Source organism: Mesorhizobium sp. WSM4821, assembly GCF_055901555.1.
On sequence record NZ_CM148371.1, the window covers coordinates 1,145,309 to 1,162,886 of the forward strand.

19 protein-coding genes are annotated in these 17,578 nt (G+C 62.6%); 11 read left to right on the plus strand and 8 right to left on the minus strand.

From position 1 onward, the window contains the following. Positions 1 to 47 precede the first annotated feature (47 nt). From AC0NID_RS05290 to AC0NID_RS05315, 6 genes are all read left to right on the plus strand, one after another. A complete protein-coding gene (locus AC0NID_RS05290; protein WP_473451548.1) occupies positions 48 to 452 on the plus strand; it encodes a hypothetical protein in 405 nt (134 codons plus the stop codon). Further along, positions 433 to 1,449, plus strand: coding sequence for a hypothetical protein (locus AC0NID_RS05295; protein WP_473451550.1), 1,017 nt, complete (start codon positions 433 to 435; stop codon positions 1,447 to 1,449). Before AC0NID_RS05290 ends, AC0NID_RS05295 begins: the two co-directional genes overlap by 20 nt. Positions 1,450 to 1,530: 81 nt before the next feature. Further along, positions 1,531 to 1,941, plus strand: a complete 411-nt coding sequence (locus tag AC0NID_RS05300; RefSeq protein WP_473451552.1) for a lysozyme inhibitor LprI family protein — start codon at positions 1,531 to 1,533, stop codon at positions 1,939 to 1,941. Positions 1,942 to 2,002: 61 nt separating this feature from the next. After that, positions 2,003 to 3,877 carry a M60 family metallopeptidase gene (locus AC0NID_RS05305; protein WP_473451554.1) on the plus strand — a complete coding sequence of 625 codons (1,875 nt, stop codon included), beginning with the start codon at positions 2,003 to 2,005 and terminating at the stop codon, positions 3,875 to 3,877. A gap of 149 nt (positions 3,878 to 4,026) precedes the next feature. Beyond that, a complete protein-coding gene (locus tag AC0NID_RS05310) occupies positions 4,027 to 4,512 on the plus strand; it encodes a hypothetical protein (RefSeq protein WP_474033490.1) in 486 nt (161 codons plus the stop codon). Then, positions 4,457 to 4,678, plus strand: a complete 222-nt coding sequence (locus tag AC0NID_RS05315; RefSeq protein ID WP_474033466.1) for a DUF4087 domain-containing protein — start codon at positions 4,457 to 4,459, stop codon at positions 4,676 to 4,678. The genes AC0NID_RS05310 and AC0NID_RS05315 overlap by 56 nt, the downstream gene beginning before the upstream one ends. Before the next feature lie 61 nt (positions 4,679 to 4,739). Here the strand turns inward: AC0NID_RS05315 and AC0NID_RS05320 are convergent, their stop codons facing one another. Then, positions 4,740 to 5,243 carry a MarR family winged helix-turn-helix transcriptional regulator gene (locus tag AC0NID_RS05320; protein ID WP_473451558.1) on the minus strand — a complete coding sequence of 168 codons (504 nt, stop codon included), beginning with the start codon at positions 5,241 to 5,243 and terminating at the stop codon, positions 4,740 to 4,742. A 153-nt stretch (positions 5,244 to 5,396) separates the two neighbouring features. Between AC0NID_RS05320 and AC0NID_RS05325 the strand changes: the two genes are divergently transcribed. The 5 genes from AC0NID_RS05325 (at position 5,397) to AC0NID_RS05345 (ending at position 9,523) form a co-directional block, all read left to right on the plus strand. Beyond that, positions 5,397 to 5,891 carry a methyltransferase family protein gene (locus tag AC0NID_RS05325; protein ID WP_473451560.1) on the plus strand — a complete coding sequence of 165 codons (495 nt, stop codon included), beginning with the start codon at positions 5,397 to 5,399 and terminating at the stop codon, positions 5,889 to 5,891. Positions 5,892 to 6,088: 197 nt separating this feature from the next. Then, a complete protein-coding gene (locus AC0NID_RS05330) occupies positions 6,089 to 7,057 on the plus strand; it encodes a D-2-hydroxyacid dehydrogenase (RefSeq protein WP_473451562.1) in 969 nt (322 codons plus the stop codon). Positions 7,058 to 7,059: 2 nt separating this feature from the next. Then, a complete protein-coding gene (locus AC0NID_RS05335; protein ID WP_473451563.1) occupies positions 7,060 to 8,238 on the plus strand; it encodes an NAD(P)/FAD-dependent oxidoreductase in 1,179 nt (392 codons plus the stop codon). Between the two features lie 12 nt (positions 8,239 to 8,250). Continuing rightward, the gene (locus AC0NID_RS05340) at positions 8,251 to 8,598 is read left to right on the plus strand and encodes a RidA family protein (protein ID WP_473451565.1); all 348 of its coding nucleotides are present in this window, start codon (positions 8,251 to 8,253) and stop codon (positions 8,596 to 8,598) included. A gap of 10 nt (positions 8,599 to 8,608) precedes the next feature. Beyond that, positions 8,609 to 9,523, plus strand: coding sequence for a nitrilase-related carbon-nitrogen hydrolase (locus AC0NID_RS05345; protein WP_473451567.1), 915 nt, complete (start codon positions 8,609 to 8,611; stop codon positions 9,521 to 9,523). Between the two features lie 20 nt (positions 9,524 to 9,543). On the opposite strand, the gene AC0NID_RS05350 is transcribed toward AC0NID_RS05345, so the two are convergent. The 7 genes from AC0NID_RS05350 to AC0NID_RS05380 all read right to left on the minus strand — a co-directional run bounded on the left by AC0NID_RS05350 (position 9,544) and on the right by AC0NID_RS05380 (position 17,519). Next, positions 9,544 to 11,376 carry an ABC transporter ATP-binding protein gene (locus AC0NID_RS05350; RefSeq protein ID WP_473451568.1) on the minus strand — a complete coding sequence of 611 codons (1,833 nt, stop codon included), beginning with the start codon at positions 11,374 to 11,376 and terminating at the stop codon, positions 9,544 to 9,546. After that, a complete protein-coding gene (locus tag AC0NID_RS05355) occupies positions 11,373 to 12,317 on the minus strand; it encodes an acetamidase/formamidase family protein (protein ID WP_473451570.1) in 945 nt (314 codons plus the stop codon). Before AC0NID_RS05355 ends, AC0NID_RS05350 begins: the two co-directional genes overlap by 4 nt. Next, positions 12,307 to 13,902, minus strand: a complete 1,596-nt coding sequence (locus AC0NID_RS05360; RefSeq protein WP_473452625.1) for an ABC transporter substrate-binding protein — start codon at positions 13,900 to 13,902, stop codon at positions 12,307 to 12,309. The genes AC0NID_RS05355 and AC0NID_RS05360 overlap by 11 nt, the downstream gene beginning before the upstream one ends. 90 nt (positions 13,903 to 13,992) lie before the next feature. After that, positions 13,993 to 14,913 (minus strand): ABC transporter permease, encoded by a 921-nt coding sequence (locus AC0NID_RS05365; RefSeq protein ID WP_473451572.1) that lies wholly within the window; start codon positions 14,911 to 14,913, stop codon positions 13,993 to 13,995. Then, the gene (locus AC0NID_RS05370) at positions 14,910 to 15,818 is read right to left on the minus strand and encodes an ABC transporter permease (protein ID WP_473451574.1); all 909 of its coding nucleotides are present in this window, start codon (positions 15,816 to 15,818) and stop codon (positions 14,910 to 14,912) included. The genes AC0NID_RS05365 and AC0NID_RS05370 overlap by 4 nt, the downstream gene beginning before the upstream one ends. Beyond that, the gene (locus tag AC0NID_RS05375; RefSeq protein WP_473451576.1) at positions 15,796 to 16,395 is read right to left on the minus strand and encodes an ANTAR domain-containing response regulator; all 600 of its coding nucleotides are present in this window, start codon (positions 16,393 to 16,395) and stop codon (positions 15,796 to 15,798) included. Before AC0NID_RS05375 ends, AC0NID_RS05370 begins: the two co-directional genes overlap by 23 nt. Beyond that, positions 16,392 to 17,519 (minus strand): transporter substrate-binding protein, encoded by a 1,128-nt coding sequence (locus AC0NID_RS05380; RefSeq protein WP_473451578.1) that lies wholly within the window; start codon positions 17,517 to 17,519, stop codon positions 16,392 to 16,394. Before AC0NID_RS05380 ends, AC0NID_RS05375 begins: the two co-directional genes overlap by 4 nt. Positions 17,520 to 17,578: the final 59 nt, after the last annotated feature.

Sequence of the window (17,578 nt, forward strand, 5' to 3'; positions counted from 1 at the left end):
TCATGTCTGGATTGAACGGTCTCGTCCGTCGGCGTGCCAAAATCGTCATGATCGGCCTTGCGGCGTTGGGAGTGGCACTGCCCCCTGCTTTCGCCGCGGATCACGCCTGCGACGGCGTAAAGGCCGAAGCGACGAAGGCGCGCAAGCAGGAATATGCCCATCTTGTCGTCTCGGCGATGGACAACAAATTCAAGCCCGCGCGGGCGAAGTTCATCACGATCATGGAGAGCGGTGATTGGAGCGCCGCCTACGTCTCCACGCCCGTGAGTGATGACGGCGTGATGTTCTTCCAGACGGTCAACGGAAGGAAGCAGTTTCGCGACGTATGGGGCGGCTATGCCGAGCCGTCGGAAAAACCTCAACTTGTATCTTGGGCGAAGAAGCTCGGAGCGCCGCAAGATCTGGCAAAGTGTTTGCCGAGACGGTTACGGAATGACGGCGATGATCGCTAGAGATTGCTGCCCGGCAGGCAAAAGGCGCGAAGGCTGTAAGGTGCGGAAAAAGCGAATTCTTCGAAAATCCAGACTGACCATGCAGTTTGCCCGTGCCTTGGCAACAACCGTGAAGATGACGGCTGTTGTGAGCACAACCGTTCCGCAAACGATCAACATTGCATACGCCAACAAGTTTGATCTGCCGGCACCCTACGTCTCCCGGGCTCTTGATGCGGTTCTGATACCGATCAATCACGCTTCTCGACACCGCTACCAGATCCCGCCCAAACTTCGCGGGGTTTATGTCCTGGCCGTTTCACCTCGTGGTGTTGCCGCACGAGAAGGCACCCGACCGGGTGACGTGCTTGCCACAGTGCGGCATCGACCGATCTCGACGCCGGCCGACGTCGACAGGCTCGTTTGGGCCGCGCTCGCTGGGAGTGCCACCAATTTTCTGTTTGGCGTGAACCGGGTACCGGAAGTCGTCGAGGTAAACACCAACATCACGGTCAACAACTTCAACACCAACATCTCCATCAACAATATCTCGCAATGGACGAGTGTCGACAACCGTCAGGAGTGGACGCAGGTCGTCGATGAATACGACGACGAGATGGAGACAAATCTTGATGACACAAGTTATCGCGAGGACAACTCGCAACCCGGCGACGACCGTACGGACGCAGACGCGTCTCGTCCCGATGCCGATGACGATAGTTCCGATGATCAGGACGATCCGGGCGATCAGAACGACGATAGCGCATCAACGGGCGGTGATGATGACAGCACCGACACTGACGACAACAGCACGGGTGACGACGATGCGTCGGATGACAGTACTGACAACGATGATTCCGATGATCAGGACGATTCGAACGATCAGAATAGCGATGAAGACCCGACGGACGATGGTGATGGCGAAAACAGCACCGACACTGCCGACAACACGGATGATGGTGCGTCGGATGACAGCACCGGCGAAGCTGACGGATTGGACGAGGACGATGCCAATTAGCGGCCGACCGTGCCGGGGTGACCATTGGCGTAGGGAACCCCGGCCCGTCGAAAAAATGGATTTCCAAACGGAGGACAATCGATGAAAACCGCGATACTGACCGCCGCCATGGTTCTGGCCATGCCGGCTTTCGCATTTGCCCAGGACAAATGCTACGACGCCGCCAAGGATCAGCCCGCCCTGAACGCGTGCGCCGATGCCGCGTTCAAGAAATCCGATAAGAAGCTCAATGAGCTTTATAAGCAGATCGAAGCCCGTCTGAAAGACGATGCGGATAGCAAGAAGCTTCTCATTCAAGCACAGCGGGATTGGGTCAAATTTCGCGACGCGGAGTGCAACTTCCAGACTGCGGGAGCGGCCGGAGGAAGCATGATGCCAATGCTCATCGCGCAGTGCATGGACAGCCGGGCGCAATCCCGCATCAAGGACTTCGAGGGTTACCTGAAATGCGAGGAAGGGGACATGAGCTGCCCTGTTCCAGCCGCGGATTGACACGAGGCTGTCAAAAGGCTGCGCGTCCGGTATTTCGGAAAACTGACCAGACGGTGTCGGGATGAAGAACTTCATTGCAGCTGCAGTGCGCTTGATAGTCGGGCTCTTGATGGCGGCAACTGTTACGGCAGCAGGTGCAGCTGAGATTCGCGAAGGGGACTATTACATCGTCCCGAAGCATTCCTACAAAGCGCTCACCGCCTTTGAGGGCAGGCATGGCGAGATCGTGCTTGGTCAGTCTGCTCGCAAACCCAATGATGGTCCCGCGCAGCTGTGGACCATCACCAGGGCGACCGGAGAAACGAACGACGCAACCTATCAAATCCGGTCTCGAAAATACGGAAAGTATCTTGCCGGGGGCGACGACGACGAAAACGGGGATACCAGCGTCGTTCTCGAGGACGAGCAGTCCGCAGAGCAGGCATGGCGCTTCAAGCCGCATCTGGACAGCTATGGCATCGAGCTGGATGACAGCGGCACGACGCTCAACGTCAGGGCCAATGAACGTGCGGACGATGCTCGGATCATCGTCTATGACGCCAGCCTGGATGATAATGCCCAGTGGTTACTTTATCCGGCCGGCAATGGCGACCGACCGGCAGCGGCGGCGGCAGAGGTGTCGGAATTCGACAATCTGAACAAACGCTATCGCCTTGCTCCAATGCCTGCAGCCACACCGGAGGCCAATAGGCTGAGACGCACGAAGCTGATGGACGATCAGCCAAGCGGTGTGTTCGTGAAAAGGGGAGAGGCAGTATCGGTCATGGCCGAAGGCCTGCCGCCTTCCCCCGACGGTCTGACGATCATGATAGGCCCGATGAACAGCTTCTATGACGAAAGACCCCAGGATGACCCGCAATTGGTCATTGCCAAGGAAGGGCGCACCGATTTCACGGCGAAGCGCAACGGGCTGATCTATTTCCGCTATATCGACAGCGGCTTCAGTGCAGCTCTGCCTTCTATCGACGTGGCAATCGTGCGCGGCGGCAGTTCGATCCCCCTCTACGTCAAGGGAAAAACGAGCTTCGAAGACTGGCAAAAAATGCTCACCGACACGCCCGGTGCGCCATTCGTCGAGATGATAAGCGAGCGTGCTGCCATTACCGCGACCCGCAAAGTCTATATGAGGGCGCCTCAGGACGACCCCGCGGAAATTCTCGACACAATCGAGCAAATTCTAGGCTGGTACGATGCGCTATCCGGCCTCGACGGCTCCTCCAAACTTCATCGGCCGTCCCGTTTGCGCATGCACTATCAGCAGGACACGGTGACGCCGGCGAAGGTCTTCGACGACGGCGTATATATGTACGCTGGCAACTATTTTATGGGTGTGCCCGGCAGCAACATGAGTGATCTGCTGGACGTGAATAAGCTGCGGCAAGCGTGGTCGATCTGGCATGAAACCGGCCATATGTACCAGCAGGAGGATTGGACCTGGGGCGAGATTGTAGAAACCACGGTCAATATCTATTCGCTCAATGCCCAGGCGCATTTCGGCCATCCGTCCCGCTTGAAAGAGCGCGATGACTCTACCGGCAAGGCGCCGCTGGATCTGGCGGCGCGATATCTGGCGCGGAAGACGCGCGATTTCGACAATGAAAAACAGATGCGCGCCAGCGCGGATGACGACGATGAGTTTTGGGTGCGGCTGGTCATGTTCGATCAATTGCGTCGGGGTCTCGGCGAGGACTTCTATCCGAAGCTTCACCGATATTATCGCGAGCATCCACTGGATGATGCCAATGAGCAGGACGCGGTCAAGGTACAAACCTTTATCCTGCGTGCCAGTACGGTCGCAAATCAGGACCTGACCCGATTTTTTTCCGATTGGGGGCTGCACATCGAGCAGGACACCGCCGACAGATTGAAGCGTTTGAATCTGCCTCCAGCAGATCCTCAACTGTCGCGCGTCGGTCTGAATGTTGCTTCACGATGAAGCTGGCGGCCAGCGCGATGTCGCCGCCAGACTTGAAAGGATGCGGGGGCATCATCATTACGTGAGCGACTTGAAGGAGGTGGATTGTGAAACGTTATGGATCGTCGCCCGCGATTACGATTGCGGCATCCGCGCTGCTGGCTTGTGCCGTGCCGGCAACAGCCCAGGGCGACATGAGCTTCGACGTTAACGTCACGCTTTCCAAAAAGGCAGCTGCCAAGCTCGCGGCCGAAAAGGAGGGGATCGTCGTCTTTGTCGACTATTACGGCGATCCGAAGCGAAACGCCGAGAGGCACGCCAACGAGATCGGCCAAATCGATCTTGAGCAGCAGAACGACGAGGTGGCGATACCGGGCGCAGGTGGCCACGCCCATATCAGCGGCGCAAAGGTCGACACCAAGCGTCTTGAGTGGCTCGCTGGCCCTCCCAAGGTCAACGTCAACGTTGCATCGGGAGGAGACGGTTTTCATGCGCGCGCTGTTCGCCATCTGTTTCTGCCTTGCCATGGCCCTTTCCGCGGCCGCCTATGCCGAGCGCCGTTGTGGCTGGTACTCCAGCCCGACACCCGGCAACCTCATCCTGACAGACAGGGACGGGGATTGGTGGATCCAGATGCAGGGACGACCGGATCCTGAAGGCATCGACAATGGGCCGGCCTTTGACGACCGGCAATTCGTCGAGACCAATGTGCCGGGGTCGGGCTACGGCTACGGCTGTGCGTGCATGACCGTGGTGACCAACGCCAGCCAACAAAGGATCACCAGAGTGATCTCGGGCGAAATCCTCCCGCTGGTGCAATGACGTAACGACAAATCGCTGCAAAAACCGGATTGATATAACCGTTGTCCGACTAGCAATTCTTTTACGACAGCCGCTCCGACCTCACCTTCACATCGTCGCTCAGCTGACGCAAGATCCCGGTGGTCTTGCGGATATCCGCTTCGTCGAGAGCGACGCCCATGGTCGAGGCGATCGACATGAGCTGGGCGTTCAACTCGCCGTAGCGCGCGCCACCCATGCACGTCAGCTGCACAAGCTTCGAGCGCCGGTGCTTCGGATTGTCGACGAATTCGACTAACCCCTCGGTAGCAAGCTCATCCGCAAGCCGCTGCATGCGCTGACGGCTGGTGGGTCGCATCTGGGCGATCTGCGGCACGGTGAGCGGGCCAAGCAGTGCGAGGCTTCGCATGAAGCCGAAGGCACCGCCGCCCCAACTGGTGATCAGCCCGGTCTTCTGCCCGAGGGCACGTATTCTGAAGAAGCATTGGGCCACTTCGAGCATCAGCTCTGTGATCGCCTCGGCCTTGCCGTCAACGATCGAGCCCGCCCCCGTCTTTCGGTCAGTCCCGTGCCGCGCCGGCGCCATCGCTTCCGTTCCCCTCGTCCGTGTCAATTTCTGTCTGGGGTCAATTTCCATTATTGACACCCACGTTGTCAATTTCTAGAATGACACCTTGGTTGTCGTTTCTAGGGACTATGGGCTTCGTAGCCCCCAGCATCTGCGGGAGCAGACATGGAAATGGACCCGACTGAGCGACAGGTAACCGACACCGGAACGGCAGGCGTCATCGCGAGACCGCCCCTTCTCTTTCTCGCCGCTCTGCTGGTTGGCTTCGTCCTGGACCGCCTGCTGCGCTTGCCGTTCCCCGTTCGGGGGATCGACCTGGTCCCCTGGATCATCAGCGGTTTGCTGATCCTGGTCGGCTTGGCGCTTTTCGCCGCGGGCATTCGCAACTTCTCCCGCGCTGCGACGCCGGTCCCAACGAACGAGCCGACGCGCGTGCTGGTGACGGCCGGCATTCACGGATGGACGCGCAATCCGATCTACCTTGGCATGTTCCTCATCTATGGCGGCATCGGCTTGGCCGCGCAGAATACGTGGATCCTTGTGCTGACGCTGCCGCTTGCAATTCTGATCCGCTACGGCGTCGTCGCCCGCGAAGAGGCCTATCTCGAGCGGCGCTTCGGCAATGCGTATCTCGACTACAGGCAACGCGTGCGGCGGTGGATCTGAGCGTCGCTAGAAATGCCTGACGTCTGCTGTCTGATCCCAAAATCTTGCCGAGTTGGTACTATCTTGTCGGCCGGCGACAGTCCAGAATCAACGGTACAGGACGTGAACGTGTTTGATGCTTTCACAGAAAGACTGAACGGCGTGCATCGGCGCATATCGGCAGGAATCGCGCCGCGCCTTGGCCCTCGATCGTGACGATGACAGCCGGCCTAACCGTAATCCTTCACACCAACGCGTCGGCCGTGGCGATGAAGGTGTTGCGGGACAGGCATCCGGGGCTGTCGGTTTGTCCCTGTGACAGCTACGCCGGTCTGGCCGCCCTGATAGGAGAGACAAAAGCCGAGATCGTCTACTCGGTGCGCTTCGACGGTACAGCGCGTTTCCCGCGATCCGCGCTCCTCGAAAGCCCGACGGTGAAATGGGTTTCGGTCGGCGGTTCGGGAACGGATCATCTGGGTCACTGGAACCCCGAAAAAGTGACGGTGACGAACGCCGCCGGTGTCGCGGCCGACATGATGGCCGAATACGCGCTGGGGGCTATGCTGTCCTTCTCGCTGTGTCTTCGAAATTTCGCCCGGCATCAGCGCGCGCGGACATGGATCGCTGGCACGGTGGAGCCGATCCAGGGCAAGACCTTGCTGCTGCTCGGCCTCGGCAGGACCGGGCAAGCATTGGCCCGGCGCGCGAAGGCCATGGGGCTCGCGACGCTGGGCGTGCGTGCGCGCCCCAGACCAACCGCCGATGTCGATGAAGTTCACGGCATCGAGGCATTGCCGGAGCTTTGGGGTCGGGCCGACTTCATCGCTTGTTGCGTGCCGTTGCTGGAGGCGACGCGCGGGTTGATCGGCCCTGCGGCGTTTGCCGCGATGAAGCCGTCGGCGGTGCTCATCGACGTCTCGCGTGGCGGCGTCGTCGATGAGGCAGCGCTGCTGTCGGCGCTCGACGGCTGCCGCATCAAAGGCGCCGCGCTCGACGTCTTTTCGACCGAGCCACTGCCAAAGGATCACCCGATCTGGAGCTATGAGAACGTGATCGTCACACCGCATTGTTCGTCGGTTTATGACGGCTGGGAGAAGGAAGCCCTGCGCATGTTTGCCGACAATCTCAGCCGCTTTCTGCGGGGTGAACCGCTCGAAAACGTTGTCGACCCCGTTCGCGGTTACTGACGATGACGTCTCCCGACGGTGCCTCGATACAAGAAGCCGATATCGCGATCATCGGCGGCGGCATTGCCGGAGCGAGCGCGGCCTACGAACTGGCGGCAGTCTCCTCGGTCATCCTGCTCGAGCGCGAAAGCCATTGCGGCTACCACTCCACCGGCCGGTCGGCCGCGAGCTTTACGGAGAATTACGGCAACGCCATCATCCGACGGCTGGCGATCGCCAGCCGGTCTTTTCTCGAAGCGCCGCCAGAGGGTTTTTGCGATCACCCCTTGATGCTTCCGCGTGGCATGCTGACCATCGCGCGCCAGGATCAGCTGAGCCGGCTTGAAGAAGAACTCGAAAGGGCCCGCCAACTTGTTCCGTCGATCCATCGGATCAGCCCCGGCGAGGCGTTGGCCCGCGTGCCCGCGCTGCGATCGGATTATGTCGCCGGTGCGATCGTCGAACCGGACTCTCGCGAGATCGACGTCAACGAGCTTCATCAGGGTTTCCTGCGGAATGCGCGCAAGCGTGGCGGCCGGATCGTCACTGATGCAGGCGTCAATGCGATCGAGCGGCACAAGGATCGCTGGATCTTGCAGACAAGCCAGGGACTGTTCGCCGCGCCCGTCCTCGTCAACGCGGCCGGCGCCTGGGCGGACAGGATCGCCGCTTTGGCCGGAGTTGCTCCGATCGGGCTGGTGCCAAAGCGTCGCACCGCGTTCCATGTCGCAGCACCAGATGGCGTCTCCATTACCGGATGGCCGCTCGTCAACGATGTCGGCGAGGAGTTCTACTTCAAGCCGGACACCGGCCGGATTTTCGTGTCGCCGGCGGATGCGACCCCGAGCGAGCCGATGGACGCCTATCCCGACGATTTCGACGTCGCCGTCGGCGTCGATCGCCTGCAGCGGGCGACGACGATCGATGTGCGCAGGATAGAACATCAATGGGCGGGCCTGCGCAGCTTTGTCAGCGACGCCTCGCCGGTGGTGGGCTTCGACGCCAAGGCCGAAGGTTTTTTCTGGCTGGCAGGCCAGGGCGGCTACGGCATCAAGACGTCGCCGGCCCTGGCCAAGGCATGCCGCGATCTGATCCGCACCGGACGTTTGCCGGATGATCTGTTACGTCAAGGCATCGAGCCGGGCGATCTTGCGCCTGGCCGGATCAGGACGACATCCGCGCCGGCACCAAAAGCACAGTGAATAGGGATAACCATGACAATCGAACGCTTCGAGAGTGGACCACGCTTCTGCCGGGTGCTCAGCCACAATGGAATCGTCTATCTGGCAGGTATGACGGCCGACGATCTGTCGGGCGACACGACGCAGCAGGCGCGCGACGTGCTCGCCAAGATCGACACCTATCTGGCGAAGGCCGGCAGCGACAAGACCAGGATCCTGAGTGCCACGGTGTGGCTGCGCGATATTGCCGACTTCGACAGGATGAACGCCGCATGGGACGCCTGGATCGACAAAAGCGCCATGCCGGTGCGGGCAACGGTCGAGGCCCGGCTCGCCGGCGACGGCTATCGCGTAGAGATCATGGTCACAGCGGCAGCCTGAGGCGACGACGATGGCCCGATACCTGACCGTCGCGGTCTGCCAGACCGGCCCGATACAGAAACGCGCGCAACGCGCCGAAACGGTGAACCGGCTCATCGCGCTTCTGGAGAGAGCGGCCGCCGCCGGCGCTGAAATCGCGGTCTTTCCCGAACTGGCGCTCACGACCTTCTTTCCGCGCTGGCGAATCGACGACGAGGCCGAGATCGAGGCGTTCTTCGAGCCGGCTATGCCTGGCCCACAGGCGCAACGCCTTTACGACGCCGCGGCGCGCCTCAAGATCGGCTTCGCGCTCGGATACGCCGAGCTGACGCGCGTGGACGGGGTAACGCGCCGCTTCAACACGATGGATCTGGTCGGGCAGGACGGCAGATTTATCGGGCGCTACCGCAAAATCCATGTGCCCGGATCGAGCGAGCCGGAACCGGGCACGACCGTGCATCTGGAACGACGTTATTTCGAGCCCGGCAATCTCGGTTTTCCGGTTTTCGCCTATCGCGGCGTACGCGTCGGCATGGCGATCTGCAACGACCGGCGCTGGCCGGAGACCTACCGCATGCTCTGCCTCAACGGCGCGGAGATCGTCCTTATCGGCTACAACACGCCGCTGCAGCTCGATGAGGCGCCGGCGCTGGCGCATCTGCGCATGTTCCACAATCATCTGCCGATGCAGGCCGGCGCGTATCAGAACACGGTCTGGGTCGCGGCAGCGGCCAAGGCCGGCGTCGAGGACGGCCAGGCCCTGATCGGGGGCTCCTGCATCATCGCACCAACCGGCGAGATCGCGGCGCAGGCGATGTCGCTCGACGACGAGGTGATCGTCCATCGCGCCGATCTCGACCTCATCGCCGTCTGCCGCAAGGTAAATTTCGATTTCGCCAGATATCGCCGGCCCGACCAATATCGACTGATCGCGGATCAGGGTTGATGTGACAGCCGTCGCGAGTGTCAGGAAACAGCAACCAGATGACCGTTGCCAAGGTCCTTCAGGGCCAGTTTCGGCGGGTCTTCGCCGATTTTTCGCGTCGGGCTCGGGATCTCCTGATCGAGACGCGCGAAGCGCGGCCGGCGTTTTGCCGGATCGGGCACCGGCACGGCCTCGATCAAGCGTTTTGTGTAGGGGTGGCGCGGGTTTGAAAAGACCTGATCGCGGGAGCCCATTTCGACGATCTGGCCCAGATACATGACGGCGACACGATCGGAAATGTTCTCGACCACCGCCATGTCGTGCGAGATGAACAGATAGGCGATGCCGAACTCGCGCTGCAACTCCTTCAACAGGTCGAGCACGCGCGCCTGCACCGACACGTCGAGCGCCGAAACGCTTTCGTCGGCGATGATGAGTTTGGGCCTGAGCGCGAGTGCACGGGCGATGCAGACGCGCTGGCGCTGGCCACCCGAGAATTCGTGCGGGTAAAGCTCCATCTGGTCGGCCGAGAGGCCGACGCGGTCGAACAGCGCCGCCACGCGCTGGCTGCGCTCTTCCTTCGAGGCGATGCCATGGATCAACAGCGGCTCGGCGACGAGGTCGCCGACGCGCATGCGCGGGTCGAGCGAGGCATAGGGATCCTGGAAGACCATCTGAACGTCGCGGCGAACCGCCTTGCGCTCGTCACGGCCAAGGTTCGCCAGATTGCGCCCGTCGATCACGATATCGCCCTGGTAGGGCACCAGCCCGACCAGCGCCTTGGCGGTGGTCGACTTGCCGCAGCCGGATTCGCCGACCAGCGCCAGCGTCTCGCGCGGCGCGATCGAAAAGCTGACACCTTCGACGGCGTGGACACGGCGGTTCACCCTGCCGAAGAAGCCGCCATGCAGGTCGAAGCGGACATGCAGATCGTTGACTATGGCGACGCTCTCGCGCATTCCCGCTTCGACGGATTTCCGGCGGCCGACGCCCGTCCCGATGCGCGGCACGGCGGCGAGCAGCTCACGCGTATAGTCGGCTTGTGGGCGGGCAAAGAGGTCGGCGGCTGTCCCCTGCTCGACCATGCGGCCGTGCCGCATGATGACGACGCGATCGGCCATTTCGGCGACCACGCCCATGTCGTGGGTAATCAGGATAACGCTGGTGCCGTGCTCGCGCTGGAGATCGCGCAACAGTTCCAGCACCTCGCCTTGCACGGTAACGTCGAGCGCCGTCGTCGGCTCGTCGGCGATCAGCACATCCGGTTTCAGTGCCAACGCCATGGCGATCATCACGCGCTGGCGCATGCCGCCGGACAGCTCGTGCGGAAACTGCTTCAGCCGGCTTTCGGCTTCCGGGATGCGGACGGCCTTCAGCGCGTCGATAGCGCGCCGGCCCGCCTCGGCGCGGGAGAGGCCGGTATGGGCCTCGATAGACTCGATCAGCTGCCGGCCGATCGACAGCACCGGATTGAGCGATGTCATCGGCTCCTGGAAGATCATCGCGATGCGGTCGCCGCGAATGTGGCGCATCCGGCGTTCATCGAGCACGGCCAGATCGATGGCGCCCCGGTCCACATCGCCCCGATCTCTGGCACGAAGCCGGATCGTGCCGGAATCTATCCGGGCGGCCGGCTGCGGCAGCAACTGCATGATCGCCAGCGCGGTCATCGATTTGCCGGAGCCGGATTCACCGGCAATGCACAGCGTCTCGCCGCGCGCAAGCGTCAGCGATAGGTCCGATACCACCGGCCGCTGGCCATCTTCGCCGCGCACGCTTACGGTCAGGCCGGAAATTTCCAGCACCGGCCCGGTCGTGATCGAAACGGCCGGAGCTGCAGCCCCGATGCACCTATTGCCTGCGCCTTTGCTCATTCGAAAACGCAGCGCGGGAAGTAGAACGACACCACCCAGTTCGGCATGTCGACGATCTCGCTGATCCGGAGATCGCCGCAGACCGAGGCCAGCATGTAGGCCTCGACCGGGTCCATTCCGTAACGGCCGGCAAGCAGGTCGACCATCTGGGAAACCGCTTCCTTGGCGCCCGTCATCAGGTCCGGTCCGATGCCGGTCGTCACCTCGTAGCCCTTGGCGTCGAGATGGCGCGTCACCGGGCCAGGTGTGGTGAAGCGCGGCGTCTTCAGCCGCGCATCCTTGACCAGGTCGAGCGTCAGCACGACGTCCATCGGGCTTTCGATCGCCGTGCCGCACACCTCGCCGTCGCCCTGCGCGGCATGCGTGTCGCCGACCGAGAACAGCGCGCCGGCAACCTCCACCGGCAGATAGAGCGTCGTGCCGGCCGCAAGATCGCGGATGTCGAGATTGCCACCGACGCGCCTTGGCGGCACCACCGAGTGGAGGCCCATCTCAGCCGGCGCATTGCCGATGGTGCCGGCAAAGGGTTTCAGCGGCACCCGCGCATGCTTGCCGAACAGCGCCGGCTCAAGCGAGGCGGCGTCGTATGCCCAGATGTTCAGCGCTGGTTCCGCGAAGTCGTCGGCGAGCAGGCCGAACCCGGGTATGTTCGCCGTCCAGCCGAAGCCGGACGGCTTGAACGTCTCGATCGTCACCTTCAGCGCATCGCCCGGCTCCGCACCTTCGACGAAGATCGGCCCGGTCACCGGGTTGATCCTGTTGAAGTCGAGCTTGGCGATATCGGCAACGGTGCTGTCGGCCTGCAGCTGGCCACCGGACGAATCGAGGCACTGGAACTCGATCGTCGAACCGGGCGTCACCCGCTCGGCCGGGACGAAGGAATTGTCCCAGCCGAAATGGTGATGGCGCCCGTGGATGGTGTAGTCGCAATTATTGCACATCGGTCACATACACATTGTCGTAGTTGATCGGGATATGGACGGGGTCGACATAGAGATTGTCGGCGCCGCCCATTCGGGCCGATTTCATGGTGAAGCGCTGCTCGTTGAAGACCGGCGCCCAAGGCGCGTCTTCCATGATCTTGCCGTAGATCGCGCTCCACATCTTGGCACGTTCGCCTGATTTGGCCGGATCGACGATCGAATCGGCCTCCGCCGCCTTGGCGTCGAGATCCTTGTTGCAGTACCACGACCAGTTCCAGCCGCCCGGAACCGCGCCGGCGCATCCGAGGATCGGCCCGTAGAAGTTCGACGGATCGGGGAAATCGGCGATCCAGGCCATGCCGCCGGACCAGATCATCGGCGCGCCGGCCTTGTCGCCGCCGGCTGCGATGACGTTGGCTTGCGCGAGCGACTGGATGCTGGCCTTGATGCCGACCGCCGCCAGATCCTGCTGGATCGCCTGGGCGATGCGTGGGTTTGGGTCGGTGTTCATGGCGAACAGCTGCGTGTCGAAGCCATCGGGGTGACCGGCCTCGGCAAGCAAAGCCTTGGCCTTGGCCACGTCATAGGGATAGCCCTTGAATTCCTTGTCGTAGCCGGGCATCGACGGCGGCAGCGGCTGGTTGGCCGGCACCGCACGATTGTTGATCAGCTGGACGATACGATCCTTGTTGATCGCCATGTTGACCGCTTGCCGCACCTTCACATTGTCGAAGGGCGCCATGGTGGTGTTCATGGTGATGTAGCCGGTGTGCAACTGGCCGCCCTCGACGACGCGAGCCTTCTGCTCGGGATCGGCCATTACCTCCTGGAACTTGGCCGGCGGAATGCCGTCGCCGGGAACGTCGATCTCGCCCTTTTGCAGGCGCAGCAGGGCGACGATCGGCTCCTGGCCGATCTCGAAGCTGACCTTGTCGAGATGCGGCAGGCCCTTGTGCCAGTAGTCGGGGTTGCGCTCGAAGACGACGCGCTGGCCGAGCGTCCATTCGGCGAGCTTGAAAGCCCCGGTGCCGACCGGATGCTTGCCGAAGTCCGCGCCGTGTTTCTCGACTTCTTCCTTCGGCACGACATGCGAAAAGTTGATCCCCATGACATGCAGGAAGGTGGCGTCGGGCCGGGTCAGTTCGAACTTGATCGTGTAAGGATCGACGACGGTGACACCAGCCAGGCCTTCCGCCTTGCCGGCAGCGACGTCGTCATAGCCCTTGATCGAGCCGAAGAAGCCGGCGCCGGGGCTCTGCGTCTTCGGATTGGTGACGCGGTCGAGCGAATATTTCACGTCTTCGGCGGTCATCTCGCGTCCGTTGTGGAACTTCACCCCTTGGCGCAGCTTGAAGGTGAAGGTCTTGCCGTCAGGGGCGATCTCGTAGCTTTCGGCGAGGTCGGGCCGCAGGTTGGTGGTGCCCGGCTCGTAGTCCATCAGCCCGTCGAACAGGCTCTTGATCATCGACCAGTTCTGCCAGTCGTAGCCGATGGCCGGATCGAGCGTGGCGACGTCGTCCTTGTAGGTGATGGTGATCGCGCCGCCCTGCTTGGCGTTCGGATCGACGGCGTCCTCGGCGCGTACGCTTGTCATGCCGAGCATCAGCGCGAGCGCCGACACCGCTACGGTGGAGGTCAAGGATCTCTTCATCTCATGTTCCCTTTCTCTGTTTGTTATCGGTCTTTTTTGGTTTCATCTGAGCTTGATGCGCGGATCGATGAACGGTGCGACGGTGTCGGCCAGGAGATTGCCGAGCACGATGGCGAAGGCCGAAACCAGGGTGACACCCATGATGATCGGAATGTCGACGCGTTGGATGGCCTGCCACGCAAGCTGGCCGATGCCGGGCCAGCCGAACACGCTTTCGACCACCACGATGCCGCCCATGAAGATGCCGATGTCGATGCCGATCATGGCGATGACCGGCAGGATGGCGTTGGGCAGTGCGTGGCGGAAGATGATGGCGCCGCGCGCAAGGCCCTTGGCGCGGGCGGTCCGCATATAGTCCTGGCGCAGCACATCGATCATCGACGAGCGCATCATGCGGGCATACCAGCCGGCGCCGAGGATCCCCATGGTCAGCGAGGGCAGCACCAGATGGCGCCAGGTGCCGTAGCCGCCGATCGGAAACCAGCCGAGCCGCACGGCGAATACATAGAGGAGCAGCAGGCCGACGACGAATTGCGGCGCCGAGACGCCGACAAAGGATGCGACCATCAGCGTCTGGTCGGTGGCGGTGCCGCGCCTGACGGCGGCGATGAGGCCCATCGTCAGGCCGATCGCCAGCTCGCAAAGGATGGCGCCGACCATCAAAAGCAGGCTTGCCGGCAGCCGCGAGACGATGAGCTCCGAGACCTCGGAGCGCTGGATGTAGGAGCGCCCGAGATCGCCGCTGAGCAGGCTCACCAGATAGTGCCAGTACTGGATGATGAAGGGCTGATCGAGGCCGAGCTGCCGGCGGATGTTCTCGACCGTCTCTGGCGTGGCGCTGCGGCCGGCGATCTGGCGGACGGGATCGGCGGGCAGCAGGTAGAGCAGCGCAAAGGTGATCAGCGAAACGCCGAGCAGGATGAGCACGGACTGGACGACCCGGCGGCCGAGATAGGCGATCATGCCCGTCCCCTTTGCGTCGGATCGAGGATGTCGCGCAGCGCATCGCCGACGAGGTTGAAGGCCAGCGCCAGCGCCAGGATCGCCGCACCCGGAAAGAAGACCAGCCAGGGCGCCGCCTGGAAATAGGTCTGGTTCTCGAAAATAATGTTGCCCCAGGATGCGGTCGGCGGCTGCACGCCGATGCCGAGATAGCTGAGCGTTGCTTCGAGCAGCACCGTGGTCGAGATGCCGAGCGTGCCCCAGACGATGATCGTCGGCAGCAAATGCGGCAGGATATGGCGAAACAGGATGCGTGGCGCGCTTGCGCCGATGGTGCGCTCGGCGTCGATGAACTCGCGCTCGGCGAGCGAGCTGGTCTCGGTGTAGATGACCCGCGCGGTCTGCACCCAGTTGACCAATGCGATCACCATGGCGACGATCCACAGGCTCGGCTGGAGCACCGCCGCCATGCAGATGGCGAGCAGCAGCGCCGGAAAGGCCATCATCAGATCGGTGAAGCGCATCAGCGCGCTGCCGATCCAGCCGCGGAAATAGCCGGCGGTGACGCCAACCAGCGTGCCGATCAAAAGCGCCACGCCGTTGGCGACGATGCCGATGATCAGCGAAGTGCGCGCGCCAAAAAGGATCCGGGTCAGGAGATCGCGGCCGAGCAGATCCGTGCCCAACCAGAAGCTGGCATTCGGCGGCAAGGGCGCGCCTTCAAGCGTCAGCCCGTCGAACATCTGCTCGTTCGGATCGTAGCCCGTCAGCCACGGCGCCAGGATGGCGCCGACCACGACGACGGCAACGATCACCAGGCCGAGCAGAGCCAGAGGCCGCTTTACCAGGCGCCGCCAGACACCGGCGCGTGGCTTGATCGGCATGCGCCCCGTTGCCGGAAGGTCAGGCGCGATGGGATTGGTCATCGCCGCCTTCTTCCGTCATCGCCACGATCCGGCGCGCGGCCTCCTCGACGCTGATCTGCCAGCTCATCGCCAGCGACCGGAGCTGCGCATAGGCGCGGCCGTCCCCGGCGCCTTTCGACAAGGCCTCCACCGCGCGCACGATGGTCTGGCGCTCCGCGACGCGCAGGCGAAGCGACGATATCTCGCTTGCCAGAAGCTTGCGCGCCTCGAAACTCTGCCGCGCGATCAACAGGGCGCTGTAGACGCCGGCATTGCCGACCGGCTTCAGCAACTGAGCGTCGGCCTTGTGCGACAGCGCCCATTCGATGCGGCCCGGCGCTTCGGAGCCGATCAGCGCGACCAGCGGCATCGGCGCTTCGCCTGCCGTCCAGGGGAATTGTTCGTCGAAGCCGAGATCGGCATCGAAGAAGACGAAGTCCGCCGCCAGCGCCTCGGCCGGCAGCTCTGGCCAGCAGCCGACCGTCTCGAGGCCGATGGCCGACAATTGCCGCGTGATCGCCTGCACCGTCGGATGCGGACGATGCAGGACAAAGGCCCTGGCGCCGCCGAGATTCGGGATGCGCGGAACCTTGCTCACGACACCACTCTCAGGCGCGGGCGGCCGAACGTCTCGGTTCGGTCGTAGCGGGACAGATAGGGATCGGGCGCGACCCCCTTGGTCAGCGTGACGGTCTTGAACGCGGTGCCCTCGATGCGCCCGATCTGCACCGGCAAGGTGGCGTGCTGGGTTTGCGGATCGATTGAGATGTCGCCGAGCGGGTTTCGAAACGAGGTTCCGGCAAAGGCTTGGGGAAGGTCCGGCCATTGTGCGCCGGGATTGCGGGCGAGGATATCGGCAAGCGTCCGCACCGAGGCGTAGGCGGCCGCCTCGAAGGACGAGGCAGGCATGACGGAGGGCGCCGAACCGCCCTGGCGATCCGCTGCCGCGATATCGTGAAAGTACGGCCCAACGGATAGGTGGCCATTGCCCGCATCATTGAGCGCCGGCAACTCGCATTCGGTGAGATTGCAGGACAGGATCGGGCAGCGCTCCGCTTTGAAATGCGGGTCGCGTTCGGCGAGCTCGGCATAGGCCGCGATAAAGGCGTAGGACGAAGGGCCGATCAAGTTGTTCAAAACGAAATCCGGCCGCGTCGCCTGGATCTCGGCGATCAGCCTGGAGACATCGACCTCTCCGAGCGGCAGATAGCGCTCGCCCAAAACCTTGCCGCCGGCGTCGGCGATGAGATCGCGGGCGACACGGTTGGTCTCCCAGCCCCAGATGTAGTTCGAGCCGAGCAGGAAGCCGTCGGCGCCGAAGCGCGGCACGACATAGGCCAGCAGCGGCACGAGATGCTGGTTTGGGCAAGCGTGCATGTAGACGACATGCTCGTTCGCTTCGAAACCCTCATAGGGACAGGCATACCAGAGCGTGCCGCCGGCGCGCTCGAGGATCGGAATGACCTCCTTGCGGCTCCACGACGTGATGCAGCCGATGATGTGGCGCGCGCCGCTGTTGGCGAGAATGTCGGCGCAGCCCGTCGCGTAGCCGTCGATGTTGCCTTGCGGGTCGCGCTCCACCGGAACGAATTCGATCGGGATGGCGGGATCGGCGTTGACATCGGCGATGGCCGTCATTGCACCCGAACGGCAGGATTCGGACAGCAGGCGGTAGTTGCCCGACCGCGAGTAAAGGATGCCGATTTCGATAAGTCGTCCCAAGCAAATCCCCAAAAATAAAAATGCCCCGCAGCCGCCGCCGCGGAAGGCGAGGCATACGA